The 15,884-nt window shown below is 50.6% G+C and carries 15 protein-coding genes; 7 read left to right on the top strand and 8 right to left on the bottom strand.

All coding sequences use genetic code 11. The annotated features are described in order from the left end of the window. Positions 1-729 precede the first annotated feature (729 nt). The 8 genes from hisIE to hisG are packed head-to-tail and all read right to left on the bottom strand — an operon-like array spanning position 730 to position 7,712. Complete coding sequence (gene hisIE / locus HER31_RS07645; RefSeq protein WP_168660017.1) at positions 730-1,329, bottom strand: bifunctional phosphoribosyl-AMP cyclohydrolase/phosphoribosyl-ATP diphosphatase HisIE; 600 nt, start codon at positions 1,327-1,329, stop codon at positions 730-732. After that, a complete protein-coding gene (gene hisF, locus HER31_RS07640; protein WP_168660016.1) occupies positions 1,326-2,099 on the bottom strand; it encodes an imidazole glycerol phosphate synthase subunit HisF in 774 nt (257 codons plus the stop codon). The genes hisIE and hisF overlap by 4 nt, the downstream gene beginning before the upstream one ends. Continuing rightward, positions 2,081-2,818 carry a 1-(5-phosphoribosyl)-5-[(5-phosphoribosylamino)methylideneamino]imidazole-4-carboxamide isomerase gene (gene hisA / locus HER31_RS07635; protein WP_168660015.1) on the bottom strand — a complete coding sequence of 246 codons (738 nt, stop codon included), beginning with the start codon at positions 2,816-2,818 and terminating at the stop codon, positions 2,081-2,083. Before hisA ends, hisF begins: the two co-directional genes overlap by 19 nt. Beyond that, positions 2,815-3,402: an imidazole glycerol phosphate synthase subunit HisH gene (gene hisH / locus HER31_RS07630; RefSeq protein WP_168660014.1), complete on the bottom strand. Its 588-nt coding sequence runs from the start codon at positions 3,400-3,402 to the stop codon at positions 2,815-2,817. The genes hisA and hisH overlap by 4 nt, the downstream gene beginning before the upstream one ends. Then, positions 3,402-4,469: a bifunctional histidinol-phosphatase/imidazoleglycerol-phosphate dehydratase HisB gene (hisB, locus tag HER31_RS07625; protein ID WP_168660013.1), complete on the bottom strand. Its 1,068-nt coding sequence runs from the start codon at positions 4,467-4,469 to the stop codon at positions 3,402-3,404. The genes hisH and hisB overlap by 1 nt, the downstream gene beginning before the upstream one ends. Then, a complete protein-coding gene (hisC, locus tag HER31_RS07620) occupies positions 4,469-5,533 on the bottom strand; it encodes a histidinol-phosphate transaminase (RefSeq protein ID WP_168660012.1) in 1,065 nt (354 codons plus the stop codon). The genes hisB and hisC overlap by 1 nt, the downstream gene beginning before the upstream one ends. Next, entirely contained in the window at positions 5,530-6,810 is a 1,281-nt protein-coding gene (gene hisD, locus HER31_RS07615; protein ID WP_168660011.1) for a histidinol dehydrogenase, read from the bottom strand. The genes hisC and hisD overlap by 4 nt, the downstream gene beginning before the upstream one ends. A gap of 5 nt (positions 6,811-6,815) precedes the next feature. Beyond that, complete coding sequence (gene hisG / locus HER31_RS07610; protein ID WP_168660010.1) at positions 6,816-7,712, bottom strand: ATP phosphoribosyltransferase; 897 nt, start codon at positions 7,710-7,712, stop codon at positions 6,816-6,818. Positions 7,713-8,035: 323 nt separating this feature from the next. On the opposite strand from hisG, the gene HER31_RS07605 reads away from it, so the two are divergent. The 7 genes from HER31_RS07605 to rnd all read left to right on the top strand — a co-directional run bounded on the left by HER31_RS07605 (position 8,036) and on the right by rnd (position 15,667). Beyond that, the gene (locus HER31_RS07605; RefSeq protein ID WP_168660009.1) at positions 8,036-9,943 is read left to right on the top strand and encodes a DNA repair helicase YoaA; all 1,908 of its coding nucleotides are present in this window, start codon (positions 8,036-8,038) and stop codon (positions 9,941-9,943) included. Continuing rightward, the gene (gene tsaB / locus HER31_RS07600; protein ID WP_168660008.1) at positions 9,943-10,635 is read left to right on the top strand and encodes a tRNA (adenosine(37)-N6)-threonylcarbamoyltransferase complex dimerization subunit type 1 TsaB; all 693 of its coding nucleotides are present in this window, start codon (positions 9,943-9,945) and stop codon (positions 10,633-10,635) included. The genes HER31_RS07605 and tsaB overlap by 1 nt, the downstream gene beginning before the upstream one ends. A gap of 29 nt (positions 10,636-10,664) precedes the next feature. Continuing rightward, entirely contained in the window at positions 10,665-10,934 is a 270-nt protein-coding gene (locus HER31_RS07595) for a hypothetical protein (RefSeq protein ID WP_168660007.1), read from the top strand. A 96-nt stretch (positions 10,935-11,030) separates the two neighbouring features. Continuing rightward, the gene (locus HER31_RS07590) at positions 11,031-11,846 is read left to right on the top strand and encodes a class I SAM-dependent methyltransferase (RefSeq protein WP_238786907.1); all 816 of its coding nucleotides are present in this window, start codon (positions 11,031-11,033) and stop codon (positions 11,844-11,846) included. Between the two features lie 76 nt (positions 11,847-11,922). Further along, positions 11,923-12,795 carry an alpha/beta fold hydrolase gene (locus tag HER31_RS07585; protein ID WP_168660006.1) on the top strand — a complete coding sequence of 291 codons (873 nt, stop codon included), beginning with the start codon at positions 11,923-11,925 and terminating at the stop codon, positions 12,793-12,795. 86 nt (positions 12,796-12,881) lie between these two features. Further along, on the top strand, positions 12,882-14,558 hold the full coding sequence (fadD, locus tag HER31_RS07580; RefSeq protein WP_168660005.1) for a long-chain-fatty-acid--CoA ligase FadD: 1,677 nt from the start codon (positions 12,882-12,884) through the stop codon (positions 14,556-14,558). Then, entirely contained in the window at positions 14,555-15,667 is a 1,113-nt protein-coding gene (gene rnd, locus HER31_RS07575; protein WP_168660004.1) for a ribonuclease D, read from the top strand. The genes fadD and rnd overlap by 4 nt, the downstream gene beginning before the upstream one ends. Positions 15,668-15,884: the final 217 nt, after the last annotated feature.

Below are 15,884 nucleotides of genomic sequence, written 5' to 3'. Positions count from 1 at the left end.
CAGAACGCGCGTGGAAACTGAATTCTGTTGTCGCAAAATTGGCACAGATTTAAGACATCACAAAATAAGCTTCGATATAACTGTTAGTTAAGCTGTGTAATTTATTTTCATCAGGTTGGTTTAGCCATAACAGTATTATTGTTGTTTACTCAGCATAGCCGTGTGGTACGTCTCAACAAAAATCGCGTAAAGCCATACAGTTGGGTTACCGTTAACTAGGTTATTACTAGTAGTGGTTGCTATATATGGCTTTACTTAGGCTGTGTACCAACTAAGTGTTGTTATTTCCAACGTTGTTAAAGAAGCGGCTAGGCGAGTGTTGATACAAGGGGAAAGCACTGCCGTCGTTGATCTTCTGCCGCATTGGAGCAGTTCAGCGAAGCGTTTTGGACTGCGACCTAAGGCAAAGGGGGGATTCCAAAGGGGGCGAAGCTCCCCCCTAATGCATACAAGAATGTGCCGTCACCACCGCGACATTGTCCCCTACAAGCACCGAAATCGGTGCAGCCGAAGGCTTAAGGGAAACCTCAGCAATTAATTGTGACACTGCCTTTACTTAACCTTATTGATATTGACGTATTTATCCGTATTCACCCGTTAAATCTATGATCCCTTTCTCGATTCCAGTTGAGGTGGTAGTGCGATTATTGAATTATAGGGCGCGATCAAGAAAGCCAACTACATAGTAGCTGGCTTTTCGCTGTAAGCGCTGTCTACGAGGTAAAGCGGCTATTTAGCGCGCTTTAATAATACTTGCGCAACCTCTGCAAAGCTTACTTGCTGCTGCTCTAACAGTACCGTCAGGTGGTACAGCAGATCTGCGGCTTCATCCTTAAGGTTTTGCTTGTCGTTGGTGGCGGCAGCAAGGGCAACCTCTACTCCTTCTTCACCGACTTTTTGTGCTACTCGGCGAGGATTGCCCTGCAGCAGTTGGGCGGTGTAGCTACTGTCGGGATCGCCGTCGCGGCGGGAGGCAACCACTGCCGCTAGCTTGCCCAGTAATGGTTGGTTAGCAACATCGGCAAAACAGCTGGTTGTCCCTAAGTGGCAGGTTGGGCCTACCGGTAACGCTTGGATAAGAATGCTGTCGTGATCGCAGTCGGATCCTAGGGTAACCAGTTTTAGGTGATTGCCAGACTCTTCACCTTTGGTCCATAAACGTTGTTTACTGCGGCTGAAAAAAGTAACCATTTGGCAATCGATGGTCCGCTGCAGCGCAGCAGGGTTCATGTAGCCTTGCATTAACACTTGGCCGGTAAGGTGGTGCTGCACGATTGCCGGAACCATGTTGTCGACTTTTTCCCAATCGATGTTCGGTAGGGTTGTCATAATCGTATTTCCACCTGTTGTTGTTGCAAATATTGTTTTAGTTTTGGAATGGCGATGATCTGTTTGTGGAACACCGAAGCAGCGAGGGCGCCGTCAACCTCTGCTTGCTTAAACACTTCGGCAAAGTGTTCCATAGTACCAGCACCACCGGAGGCGATTAATGGCACGCTGCAGCGTTTGCGGATCATTGCTAATTGACTGATATCGTAGCCACCGCGGACACCATCTTGGTTCATCACGTTGAGCACAATCTCACCGGCTCCGCGGTGTTGCACCTCTTCTACCCAATCTTCGGTGTGCCAACCTGCTTCCTGGATTGAGCTTTCACAGCCAGTGTATTGCTTAACCCGATAGTGACCGCTGTCGGCGTCAAACCACGAGTCAATTCCAACTACCACGCATTGACGGCCAAAGCGGTCATTCAAGCGGTTAATCAGGTTAGGATCGGCCAAAGCAGGGCTGTTGATGGAGATTTTGTCAGCACCGTCGGCTAAAATCTGAGCAGCATCGTCAACAGTTTTGATGCCACCGGCAACACAGAATGGAATATCAAGCTGCTCGGCAACTCGGCTTACCCAGCTTTTATCGACGGTACGGGCATCAACACTGGCGGTGATGTCATAAAACACCAGTTCGTCAGCACCTTCTTCGGCATAGCGTGCTGCCAGCGGCACAATGTCACCCACGATCTCGTGGTTTTTGAACTGGACCCCCTTAACGACTTTACCGCCACGAACGTCGAGGCAAGGGATTATGCGTTTTGCCAACATGCCAACGCCTCCTCACAAGTAAACTTGCCAGACAGCAACGCTTTACCGATGATTACTCCCCCAACCTTGAGCTGCTTTAGCTTGGCTAAATCATCAAGGGCGTGAATGCCGCCAGAGGCTTGCCATTGGAGCATTGGGAACTGTTTGCGTAAGCGGTAATAAAGATCGAAGTTAGGGCCAAACATCATGCCGTCGCGATCGACGTCGGTACAAAGAACGTGTTTCATGCCAGCGGCCAACAGTGGCTCAACAGCGTCGCTCATGCGCTTACCCGAGCCTTGTTGCCAGCCATTGGTGAGTACCTCTGGGTTACCGTCAGCATCGAGTAATACATCTAAGGCAATGGTAATGTGCTCGGCGCCATACTGCTCCAGCCAAGAAGCCACTAATTGCGGCTCTTTTACCGCCAAGGAGCCGATAACCACACGGTTGACGCCAAGTTCCAGTAGAGTCTCAACCTCTTTTTGGGTGCGAATACCACCCCCAACCTGAATTGGTGCGTCCAGTGCCGCCGCGATGTTGGCAATGGCGTCTAGTTGACGATCGACGGGGTTACGGGCACCATCCAAATCAACCAAGTGAAGATGTTCGCTGCCTGCATTTTGGTAGCTTAAAAGCTGTTCGATAGGATCGAATGCAAAATTGGTGACCTTGTCGAAATCGCCTTTTTGCAGGCGTACCACTTGGCCGTTAATCAGATCGATAGCAGGAATGATCACAACGAAATCTCCAGAAAGTTCTTTAAAATACGAGCGCCGACGGCACTGCTGCGTTCAGGGTGAAACTGCACTCCTAGCAAATTGTCGCGGCCAATGGCTGCACTAAAAGGCTGGCCATAGTTGCTTTGCGCGATGGTCAACTCACCCACCGGCACTGCGTAACTGTGAACAAAGTAAACGTAGTCGCCGTGATTGATGCCACTAAACAGTGGGTGGTCGAAATTGCCGATACGATTCCAACCCATGTGCGGTAGTGGCTGACCATTGGCGTGCAACCGCTCCGTTTGCACTGGTAATAAGCCCGGTAAGGCGGTGTTGCCCTCTTGCGAGAATTCGCCTAGCAGTTGCATCCCTAAGCAGATCCCCAATAACGGTTGCTCTATCTGGGGTAAAAGCTCGCTGATGCCGCGCTCGGTAAATTTTTGCATCGCCGCTTGGGCGGAACCAACACCGGGCAGGATCAACCGATCGGCACTGAGGATGGTGGCCGGGTCAGCGCTGATTTGCGCGTTACAGCCCAGGCGCTTCAAGGCAAATTGTACCGAGGCAAAGTTCGCGCAACCGGTATCGATGATGACCGTCATTACAGCACTCCTTTGGAGGAAGGCAGTTCGTCACCTTGTTTTCGAATGGCTTGACGTAACGCTCGCCCTAGCACTTTAAACAGCGCCTCGACCTTGTGATGTTCATTGTCACCATTAACCGATAAGTGCAGGGTGCAGGCTAAGCCGTCAGCCAGTGAGCGGAAGAAGTGCGGCACCATCTCAGTTGATAAACCACCGACAGCATCGCGGTTAAATTCCGCTTCGAAGCGCAGGAAGGCGCGACCGGAGAGATCAAGCAAACACTGTGCTTGTGATTCATCCATTGGTAGGGCAAAACCAAAACGGCCAATGCCACGTTTGTCACCAAGGGCTTGGCGCAATGCCTGACCAAGCGCTAGCGCGGTGTCTTCAACACTGTGGTGATCGTCGATGTGGTAATCGCCATCTACAGTAACTGCGAGGGAGAAGCCGCCGTGGGTACAGATTTGTTCCAACATGTGGTCGAAAAATCCAACGCCAGTGGCAATTTTTATTGGTGCCGTTTGGTCTAAGTTAACGGTGATACTGATGTCGGTTTCTTTGGTGGTACGACGCACTGTTGCTTGGCGATTTTGGCTAGTCAGTTGGTTAACAATTTCAAGCCAATCGTTGTTGCTCGGCTCGTATTTGATACCGCGTATACCCATCGATTGCGCTAAGCTGATGTCAGTGTCGCGGTCGCCAATCACAGCGGATCGTTCGAAATCGATCAAACCTTCGCTAAGGTATCGCTGGACTAAGCCCAGTTTGGGTTTTCGGCAGCTGCAGTTGTCTTCATCAAAGTGAGGGCAGATTAATACCTCATCGAAGTTGATGCCTTGGCTGGAGAAAATCGTCATCATGGCGTCATGGGGGGCATCGAAGTCCGCTTGCGGGAAGCTATCGGTGCCCAACCCGTCTTGATTAGATACCATCACCAAGCGGTAGCCGGCATTTTGCAGTTGCTGTAACGCTGGGATCACCATCGGCTCAAACTTTAGTTTGTCGAGGCGGTCGAGTTGCTTGTCGATTGGTGGCTCTTCGACCAAGGTACCATCGCGGTCGATAAATAAAATGGGCTGGCGCATTACACGCTCTCCTTGTTCATTAGCAGCTGTTTGGTTAGTGCAGTTAACAGCGATTCCATCTGTTGTGCTGTGCCAATACTGGCCCGTAACCAACCTAGCAAATTGTGGTTGCGGTAGCGACGGATCAAGATCCCATCTTTGGCAAGTATTGACTGAATTTCTTCACTATTTTCACATTCAAATAGCACGAAGTTGGCTTCGCTATTGATCACCCTGCCTACCCCTGTGAATGCAGCAATGGCATCACAAAAGCGTTGACGTTGCAGGTTAAGCTCGGCCACTTGCTGTTGCATTGTGGCAACCCCTGCTGGACTGGTGGCAGCGCTAGCCAATTGGGCGACCGGCTCTGGTACCGGGTAGGGGGCGATTACCTTTTCAAGCATGGCAATAATGTCGCTATCGGCAATGACGAAACCACAACGAGCGCCGGCCAAGGCGAAAGCCTTGGAGAGGGTGCGCAACACCACAATGTTAGGGTTGCGCTCAATCAAGCCAACCGCGGTACGACTTGGGCTAAATTCAATGTATGCCTCGTCAACCACCAACAATGAATCTGGCAGTTGTTGTGCTAGTTGTTCAATCGACAGTGGCGAGATTGTGGTGCCGGTTGGATTGTTGGGGTTACACACAAACACCAGTTTGTGGCCTTGGTTTTGCTCAGCAAAGTCGTCTGGTAGCTGGTAGCCGTTGGCCCAAGGAATTTCGGCACAGGCTACCGCATTGGTGGCGGCGCTGATGGCGTACATGCCGTAGCTTGGGGTTAAACAACCTACAGCGTCTTGTGCTGGGGTACAGAAGGTTCGAAATAACAGATCGATTCCCTCGTCAGCACCGCGGGTGATCAACACCTGCTCGGGGACAACACCTGCGTAGTTGGCGTAATTGCGGCGCAGCTCACTTGGTTGGCAATCTGGGTAGCGGTTGCAGTTCGCTATTTCGGAGTTATTCCATGGCGATTCGTTGGCATTCAAAAACAGATCGCCACCGCTGTGCTCTCGCCGTGCTGAGGCGTAGGGCGTCAACGCGACAATCTCGGGCCGGGCAAGCCGATGGGCTAAACTCATTGTATCGTCTCCATTCGCACCGCAACTGCATTAGCGTGGGCATCTAACCCCTCGGCGTTGGCCAATGTCATTACAGTATCGGCAAGAGAGCTCAGGCCAGAGTGAGTGAGTTCTTGCACTGTAAAGCGGCGCTGAAAATCGGCTAGTGATAGGCTCGAAACTGTGCGAGATGCGCCGTAGGTTGGTAACACGTGGTTAGTGCCACTGGCGTAATCGCCAACAGACTCCGGGCTCCAAGGGCCAACGAACACTGAGCCCGCAGCACGTACACTTGGCAACAGCTTGCGAGGGTACTCGCTTTGAATGATCAAGTGCTCTGGGCCGTAAGCATTACTTACCGCCACCGCTTGCTCCATGGTTTCGGTGATGATTATGCGGCTCTGCGCCAACGCTGCGGTGGCGGTTTCCACTCGACTAAGCGCGGGCAGTTGCACAGCAACCTCGGCGGCGACTGCTGCGGCTAGCTCGGCGCTATCGGTAACCAGCAACGCTTGGCTGTCTTCGCCGTGTTCCGCCTGTGATAATAGATCGGCAGCGATGAAACGGGCGTTGGCGCTACCATCGGCGAGCACTAGCACTTCCGATGGACCCGCAGGCATGTCGATAGCGACACCTTGCTGGCTTACCTGTTGCTTGGCTTCGGTTACAAAGCGGCTCCCCGGGCCATAGATTTTATCTACTTTGGGGATACTGTCGGTACCAAAGGCGAGGGCGGCTACCGCTTGGGCGCCACCAATGGTGGCAATCATATCGACATTACACTTGGCGGCGGCATAGGCCATGGCTGGGTGTAATGGCGGTGGGGTAACTAATACTGTTTGTTGGCAACCGGCTATCTGCGCCGGTTTAGCGAGCATGAGTACAGTGCTTATCAGTGGTGCAGTGCCGCCGGGAACGTACAAGCCGACTCTTTCGATCGCTTCGGTTCGCAGCTCGCAGCGGATCCCAGCTTGAACATCCAAGCTTAGAGGCTGCTGTTGTTGGGCACGGTGGAAACAATCGATGTTATCAAGTGCAACGTCGATGGCTTGTTTTAACGTTAGTTCCGTTTGCTCACCAATGGCAGCAAATTGATCGGCGTTGAATAGCCATTGTGATGGCAAGCCGCCGTCGAACTTGGCGCTGAGTGCCGCCAATGCATTGTCACCGTTGTTTTTTACCTGTGCGACGATATCCGCTACGGCATCAACCAAGCTAGCGTCGCTTACACACTCAGCACGGGCCAATGCTTGTTGCTGTTGCCGTTGATTAAGTTGTGCCCAAACCAGTTGTTGCATCGCTATTACCCCAACATTTTTTCGATTGGCAGTACCAGAATAGAGCTGGCACCCAATAGTTTTAACTCTTCCATGGTGTCCCAGAATAGGGTCTCGCTGCTGACAGCGTGCAGAGCGACGCGAGCATCGTCTTCGGCAAGCGGAAGAATGGTTGGATTTTCAGCGCCGGGCAGGAGATCAATAATCTGCTGCAGCTGTGCTTTCGGGGCGTGCAGCATGATGTACTTGCTTTCTTTGGCTTGGATAACGCCGTTGGTACGGACCAATAGTTTGTTAACTAAGGCTTGTTGTTCGTCACTCAGTGGTCGAGGCCCCTGAATCAAGGTCGCTTTAGATTTGAAGATAACTTCGACCTCTTTGAGGCCGTTGGCCTCTAAGGTGGCACCGGTACTTACCAGATCACAAATGGAATCGGCCAGCCCTGCACGGGGAGCTACTTCAACCGAGCCTTTAAGCATGCAGCTAGAGAATTCGACGCCGCGTTCACTTAGGTAGCGCCGCAGGAGATTAGGGTAAGAGGTGGCAATACGGCTTTGTTGTAGGTCTTGTGGGCCGTTGTAATCGAACTCTTCTGGCACGGCCAAAGAGAGGCGGCAACCGCCAAAGTCCATACGTCGCAGAGTAGTAAACTCAGTTGGCTGCTCCATCGCTTCGCGCTCTAGGCGTTCCTCCTCTAAAACGTTCTCACCGATGAAACCGAGATCAACCACGCCGTCCATTACTAAGCCGGGAATATCGTCGTCGCGGACCCGAAGAATGTCGATTGGCAGGTTTTCTACCGGGCTAATTAGGCGATTGTCACGGAAGTTAAGCTTCAGTCCACAGCGCTTTAGAAGTGCTTCGGTCTCTTTAGATAAGCGACCAGATTTTTGCATTGCGATACGTAGTCGATTGTTTTGCATTTTTTTTGTCCCTTTAAAACGAAAAATCCTCTGGCATCTGCCAGAGGATTTTGTCGAGTTAGGACTACTACCACTGACGGATGCCGAAATAAGCAGCCACCAGCGAAACGCCTTAGGCTACCGCTTAATATGGTGATGGTGGTGAGCGGTAGCGTAGTTAGTCATGGCGTCTAAAAACCTTTTAAAAATACAGCGGGTTGATTACCAACCTCGTTAACTTGCTTATTACGCTAATACAGCCAATTGCAGTTTGCAACCGTCATATTCAACCTTTTTTGATATCGCTTATGACATAATACCGTTCACGCAATTTAGGGTGTTCGATGAGCAAGTTAGAAAAAGCGGTAGAGCTGGCTCTATCGGCTAATGGATTGTTAGCCAAGGGAATTATTGGATTTAGACCGCGCCAGGTGCAGCAGCAATTGGCGCGGGCGATATGTTCGAGCATCGATACCAAGCAAACGCTGATGGCTGAGGCGGGAACCGGCATTGGTAAAACCTTCGCGTATCTTCTGCCAGCACTGCTCAGTGGCAAGAAAGCCGTTATTAGCACCGGTAGTAAAAACCTCCAAGATCAGCTCTTTTTCAAAGACGTTCCCGCTATTTTATCACTACTTCCACAAGCGCCTATGGTGGTGATGTTAAAGGGACGTAGTAACTATTTGTGCCATTACCACTTGCAGCGCAACATGGTTGACCTGCCGTCGGATCCAATTGTTGTCGATCACTTGATGCGACTCAGAGCGTGGTCGAGTGGCAGTGAAAGCGGCGATTTTGCTGAGGTAACATCAGTTCCTGAAGGGGCATTGGCGTTCCGGTTAGCGGGCTCAACCCATGATTCCTGTTTAGGCAAACGTTGCAGTGAATACGACCGGTGCTATCTACGCAAAGCGCGCGAACGAGCGCAAGAGGCGAGCTTGGTGGTTATAAATCATCACTTGTTCTTCGCTGATATGGCGTTGAAAGAGGGAGGTTTTGGCGAGATTCTGCCAAATTTCGAGCTGTTTGTATTTGATGAAGCACACCAGTTGCCAGACATCGCGCTAAACCATTTTGCTGATTCAGTGAGTTCGCGAGTGTTGGCTGATGTCAGCCGTGAAATGGACAAAGCCTACCGAACTAAGCTGACTGACTGTCGCCAATTGCAGAGCGCTGGACATAGGTTACAAGCGGCGAGCGCTGATCTGTTTGACTGCTTAAACAATCGTGGCAGCGATTGGCGTAAGTTGATGCAATATGACGATGTATCGTTGGCCATCGAGCAACTGCAATCTGCCATTAAGTTTTGCCAAACCGTATTGCAGACCCAATTGGGCAGAGACGATGTGCTCGATACGGTGTTTGAGCGGATCCCTATCTTGCAAAGTCGCTTGCAGCACTTTATTGAGCCCCAAAATGAAGCACTGACAGTTGAAACCCGCCACAACCATTTTGTTCTGCGCAGTTGCCCACTCTCGGTCGCTGAGCAGTGTCGTCAGTTTTACCAACGGCTGCAAGGCAACTGGGTGTTTACCAGTGCCACCCTTACTGTTGCTGGCAAGTTCCATCATTTTCAACGACAGATGGGTATCGATAAGCCCCTCAGCGTCACGTTAGACAGCCCATTTGATTATCCTAAGCAAGCGTTGTTATGTGTGCCTCGGGATCTTTACGAACCGCATCGGGTTGAGGTTGGCCAACAACTTGCCAATGTTGCAACTGAGCTGATTGAAGCGGCCGATGGTCGAACTTTTTTGCTGTTTACCAGCTATCGGATGATGCATGAGGTTGGTGCAATTCTGGCGCGCCGAGTCGATCAACCGTTATTGGTGCAAGGGCAGGGTTCGAAACGAACGATGCTTACTAAGTTCCAACAGTTAGGTAATGCAGTGCTACTTGGCACCAATAGCTTTTGGGAAGGTGTTGATGTTAGAGGCCGAGCGTTGTGCTGTGTTATGATCGACAAACTCCCATTTGCTTCCCCAGACGATCCGTTAATCAAGGCCCGTTCTGATGAAGCGATGCGCCGCGGTGGTGATCCTTTTAACGAGGTGTTGTTGCCACAAGCAGTGATTGCACTAAAGCAAGGAGTGGGTCGTTTGATCCGAGGCGAGCAAGATAAAGGGGTAATGGTTATCTGCGATCCACGCTTGGTTAACCGCCCTTACGGTAAGCTGTTTTTAACTAGCCTGCCGCCGATGCGCCGCACTCGTGATTTGGCTAATGCCGTTGCCTGTTTAAGAGAGCTTTAATGTCTGACACCATTTTGATCCTCGATACCGCTACCGAGAATTGTTCCGCCGCCCTGTACCATAACGGTCAGGTATTTGAAGATTGTGCTGAAGCGCCACGCGAACACAGCCAACGTATTTTACCAATGGTAGAGAGCTTGCTTAGCCAAGCGCAGATCAGCCTTGATGATGCGGCTGTTATCGCCTTTGGTTGTGGCCCGGGCAGTTTCACTGGGATCCGCATTGGTACCGCGATGGTGCAAGGATTAGCCCTTGGCGCTGAGTTGCCGGTGTTACCACTGTCTAACTTGGCTGCAATGGCGCAGGGTGCTATTAATGCTGGCGCGACTGAAGTGGTTGCCGCAATTGATGCGCGCATGGGGGAGGTGTACTTCGGTCACTACCGTGCTGAAGAAGGCTTAGCAGTGCTGCAAGGTCAAGAAGTGGTGATTAAACCAGATACGTTGCAACCGCAACTGGATGCCATTGGACAAGCAACCACTGCGGTGGGTACCGGCTTTGAGACTTACCCGCAGCTTATCGCCAATCAACATATTGAAGCAGATACCAGCTGTCGCTTGCCGAGCGCGGCGATGATGATGCCATTGGCACAACATGGTTGGCGCACCGATGCCGCAATCAGTATCGACGATGTTGAACCGGTTTACCTGCGTAACGAAGTAACATGGAAAAAGTTGCCGGGCAGGGAATAACCGCAGGGCTATCGAGATAGGGAGATCAGATGATTAATCCGGTTGGCATAAGTCCGTTTACCCCAAAAGCGACGCCTAAAACGGACAACAATCTTAGCTTATCAGCAACCGCAACCAAGGTTGCTGAAACGTTGATTGTGCCAACCGATGGTGCAGACTGGGATAGCTGGCAGCAGCAACGAGCTTTGCTCCATCACGACAATCAAAACAATGCGGCAATTGCCAGTTATCGCGATATTGCCAATGCGCCGTTGCGAGAACAGCTTCAACTGATGGTCGGCGTCGACCTTTTTGTGTAGATGTTGCCAGCTTAAAGCCGACCATTGTGGTCGGTTTTCTTTTTTGTTGGTTAATGGTTTGTTAATGTCATTCGGTCTATTCAAGGAGAGAACCTAATGGCTTTATTGAAACAACACTTGCTCAGCGTTGCCGCAACAGCGGTATTAGCCCTTCCTCTATTTACAGCCCCTGTTACTGCTAGCAGCTTGAGTGAGTTGGCGGTTGCGGAACACCGCAGCGACAATAACATCAACCGTAATGAGTTCCGTCATCCGGTGGCAACTCTCGAGTTGTTTGGCCTGCATCCAGATATGACGGTAATCGAGTTGTGGCCCGGCGGTGGTTGGTACAGTGAGATCTTAGCGCCTTATCTTAGAGCAAATGGTAAGTTTATCGCTGCCAGTTTCGATACCAGCGGCAAGCCAGACTCCTACTATGTTAAAAATGGTTTGCGCTATCAGCAGAAGCTAGCAGCCAATCCCGAGATTTATGGCAAAACCGAAGTTATTGCGTTTCAGCCACCGGCCAAGCTGAGCCTAGGGGTCGATAACAGTGCCGATCTGGTGTTAACGTTTCGTAACCTGCACAACTGGGCGACGCGAGGCCATTTGCCGGCAGTGTTCGAAGCGGCGTTTAGCGTGTTGAGCCCCGGTGGTGTCTTTGGCGTAGTTGAACATCGTGGCTATCCAGGTATTGATCCTAAAAGTGGTTACATGGATGAAGCCGAGATTATCGCTTTGGCTGAAAACAGTGGTTTTAGGTTGGCTTTGAAGAGCGAGATCAACGCTAACCCTAAAGATACTAAAGATTATCCAAAGGGCGTTTGGACGTTGCCGCCGTCCCTGCGTATGAAACAAACCGACCAAGCAAAATATCTTGCAATAGGTGAATCTGATCGGATGACTCTAAAATTCTTTAAGCCTGAAATTTGAGTCGTTTAACAGTGGTCGTTATTGAGGCAAGCGGATACAATTAGCAGTCAAAATGTGAACTTGATCGGGAATCTCAATGACGGCTATGGCACCCTGCGACACGCAGCGTCAGTGCGTATTTGAACTGGATGGACTGACGCTCGCGGGGCAATACTGGGGTGACGAAAACGCCCCATTGGTTGTCGCGGTGCACGGTTGGCTAGATAACAGTGAAAGTTTCGCACCGATTGCGCCAGCCATGGTTGCGGGCGGCTATCAGCTTTTGGCGTTAGATTGGACCGGCCATGGCTATTCCGGTCATCGTGGCCAAGCTGCCAGTTATACCTTTCTAGAATACCTCTATGAATTGCATCAAGTATTGCTGCAACTGCCTAAAAAACCGGTGTGTTTAATGGGGCATTCGATGGGAGGGATCTTAGCGGGTCTATACTTGGGCACTTATCCTGAACAGTGTGACAGTTTGGTTGTTATTGAAGCGCTTGGGCCGTTAACCCAACCCGTAGATCAAACCACAGCTCAGATCCGCCGCGGCATCGACAGTCGGTTGCGTGCACGTAGCCCGAGCACCGACCTTGATGTCGATGACTTGGTGCAAGCGCGCAAGAAGCTAACGGATCTTCCAGAGGCCTTGCTGCGTCCATTGATTGTAAGGAATCTGCAACAACTGGATGGTAAGTGGCGCTGGCGTAGTGATCCGCGCTTACGGCTGCGTTCATTGATAATGATGAATGACCAACAGGCACAACAGGTTACTGAATCGATAACGGCGCCAACGCTTATTTTGCTTGGTGAAGATGGGTTTGAGGCGCTGCAGCAAGCGTGGCCACTTCGAGCTAAGTGGTTTAGCAACAGCCATATGGCAATGGTACCCGGTGGGCATCATTGCCATATGACTGATGTGGCCGAATCGGCACAACAAATTATCAAATTTTTAGACGCTAAACAGTGATGTGTTAGCGTTTGGGTAGAGTTAATGCTCTGCACTGATTAGCAGTACCAACCCGTGCAGTACTGTTCCATATTAAGGAGAACAGAGTGGAAAAGCTTTGGCTTGATAGTTACCCAGCAGGCGTGCCTGCTGAGATTAATCCAGATCAATACGGCAATTTGCTGGAGTTGTTTGAAACGAGTTTTCGCGAATACGCCGATCAAGTCGCTTTTATCAACATGGGCGCGGTATTGACCTATCGTCGCGTCGAAGAGCAAAGCCGTGCCTTTGCAGCTTACCTGCAAGACGAACTGCACCTACAGCCAGGCGACCGCGTTGCGCTGATGATGCCCAACTTGCTGCAATACCCTATCGCATTGATGGGCATTTTGCGTGCCGGCATGGTAGCGGTAAACGTTAACCCGCTGTATACCCCGCCAGAATTGAAACATCAGCTGTGTGACTCCGGTGCGGTGGCCATTATTGCAGTGACTAATTTTGGTTCTAGCTTGCAGCAAGTAGTGGCAGAAACCCCAGTTAAGCACGTTATTCTTACCAAGATTGGTGATCAGCTGTCTGGCCCTAAACGTACCTTGGTTAACTTCGTCGTAAAGTACGTCAAGAAGATGGTGCCTAAGTACCACTTACCTAATGCGGTATCGATGCGTAAGGTGCTAGCCCGTGGGCGTCATATGCAATACATCAAACCTAATACCAGTGGCGATGATATTGCATTCCTTCAATACACAGGTGGGACTACAGGGGTCGCCAAAGGGGCGATGCTGACTCACCGCTCAGTTATCGCCAATATGCAGCAATCTGATGCGTTCTTTGGGCCAATCTTACTGCCGGGCAAAGAGCTGGTGGTAACACCTTTACCGCTCTATCACGTATTTGCCAACACCGTAAACTTACTGTTGTTTATGAAGAAGGGCGCGCAGAACCTGATGATCACTAACCCACGTGACATCGAAGCCTTTATTGGTGAACTCAAACAGCATCCGTTTACCGCTATCACCGGTGTGAACACGTTGTTTAACGCCATGGTTCATCATCCTGAATTTAAAAACGTCGACTTTTCTAAGCTTAAACTTACCATCGGCGGTGGCATGGCGGTACAACGAGCCGTCGCTGAAGAGTGGAAACAGATCACCGGCGTACCGTTGATTGAGGGCTATGGCCTTACTGAATGTTCACCTGTGGTTGCCGCAGGTCGGTACAACCAGACTGATTATAACGGCGCCATTGGTCTGCCATTGCCTAGCACCGATGTACGCTTGGTTGATGATAACGGTGACGTGGTTAAACAAGGTGAATCTGGTGAACTGCAGGTCAAGGGGCCGCAGGTGATGCTAGGTTATTGGCAGAGGCCGGAAGAGACCGAAAAAACATTCACTGATGGTTGGTTGTGTACCGGTGATATCGCTCGAATGGACGAAGACGGCTTCCTGTTTATTGTTGACCGCAAGAAAGACATGATTCTGGTGTCCGGCTTTAACGTATACCCTAATGAGGTTGAGGACGCGATTGCGCTCAACCCGAAGGTGCTTGAAGTTGCCGCGGTGGGGGTGCCGCACCAAGTGTCTGGCGAGTTGGTTAAGGTGTTTGTGGTTGCCAAAGACAAAACCCTGACCGAAAAAGAGCTAATCAGCCATTGTCGCAATCATTTAACGGGGTACAAGATCCCGAAGATAGTTGAGTTCCGGGATGAGCTGCCAAAATCAAATGTAGGAAAGATTTTACGTCGTGTTCTTCGCGACGGGCACCAAGGTGGAACTAAATGATGCAGTGGCATTGGATTGATAGTGATGCCGGTTTGGCTGAGGTATGTGATGAGACCCGTCTAGGTGACTATGTCGCGATCGATACCGAGTTTGTGCGTACTCGTACCTACTACGCTCAACTAGGTTTGATCCAACTTTATAACGGCACCACGCTGGCACTTATCGACCCGTTAGCGATTGATGATATGTCGCCATTCTGGGAGCTGCTTAGTGACGAATCGGTAATCAAGGTATTGCACAGTGGAAGTGAGGATCTTGAGATCTTTGCTCAGCGCGGTGGGGTAGTGCCTAAACCGTTGTTTGATTCTCAGGTAGCGGGAGTTTTGCTTAACCTTGGTCCGGCGATGGGTTATGGCAAATTGATTCAGCATTACACCGATATTGAGCTGGATAAAGGCGAGTCCCGCACCGATTGGTTAGCGCGTCCGTTGCGACAAACCCAGCTTGAGTACGCTGCCGCAGACGTGTTTTATCTGTATCAAATCTTCCCGCAGATGCATGCTGCGATCGAAGAGATGGGTCGATTGGATTGGGTTTGGCAAGAAGGTGAACGTGCCTGTCGTGGCCGACTCGACCCGGAACAGCCAGAAAAAGCCTACCTCAAGGTCAAAAACGGATGGCAACTTCGACCAAACCAGCTGGCGGTATTGAAGTCTTTGGCAGCGTGGCGTTTGGAAGTGGCGCAGCGTAAAGATCTTGCACTTGGTTTTGTGGTTAAGGATGCGGTGTTGCTCAACCTTGCTAAGCATGCACCTCGTTCATTGGCTTATCTTGAGCGTTTGGAAGGCCTAGACCCACGCACACTGCAACGCTACGGCAAGTCAATGCTTGGTGCCATCAGTCGTGCTGACCTAAACAATCCGCCTGAGCCAATCGATCCGACCGCACTTGATCCGGATTATCGTGAGGCGGTAGCCGAAGTTAGGGTGGTTATGCAGAACTTGGCCAAGGAGCATCAGGTTCAGCCTGAATTTTTGGCTTCTAAGAAGTTGGTTAGCCAATACGTCAGTTATGTATGGCGTGGTTGCGAGGGTAACTTGCCAGAGATCTTAATCGGTTGGCGAGGTGAATTATCTTCCGACACCTTATCGAAACTATCACTTAGATAGAATAAAGACTCAAAAACAAGAGAAGCCTCGGCTTCTCTTTTTTTTTGCCAAATTTTATACCAATGGATTAAAGCCCTGTCGTTATCCATTTAACGCTAACGTTGATTCACAAAGGTTGCATTTCTTTGGTGTCGATCACACAATCGAGTAGTCAAGAAGTTCAAACATTCGTTTGATAACGATAAGAATAATGCACTGGCACCGATCGCCAGACAGG

It is taken from the genome of Ferrimonas lipolytica (genome assembly GCF_012295575.1).
Classification (GTDB): domain Bacteria; phylum Pseudomonadota; class Gammaproteobacteria; order Enterobacterales; family Shewanellaceae; genus Ferrimonas; species Ferrimonas lipolytica.
This window is presented reverse-complemented; position numbering and strand designations above follow the sequence as displayed.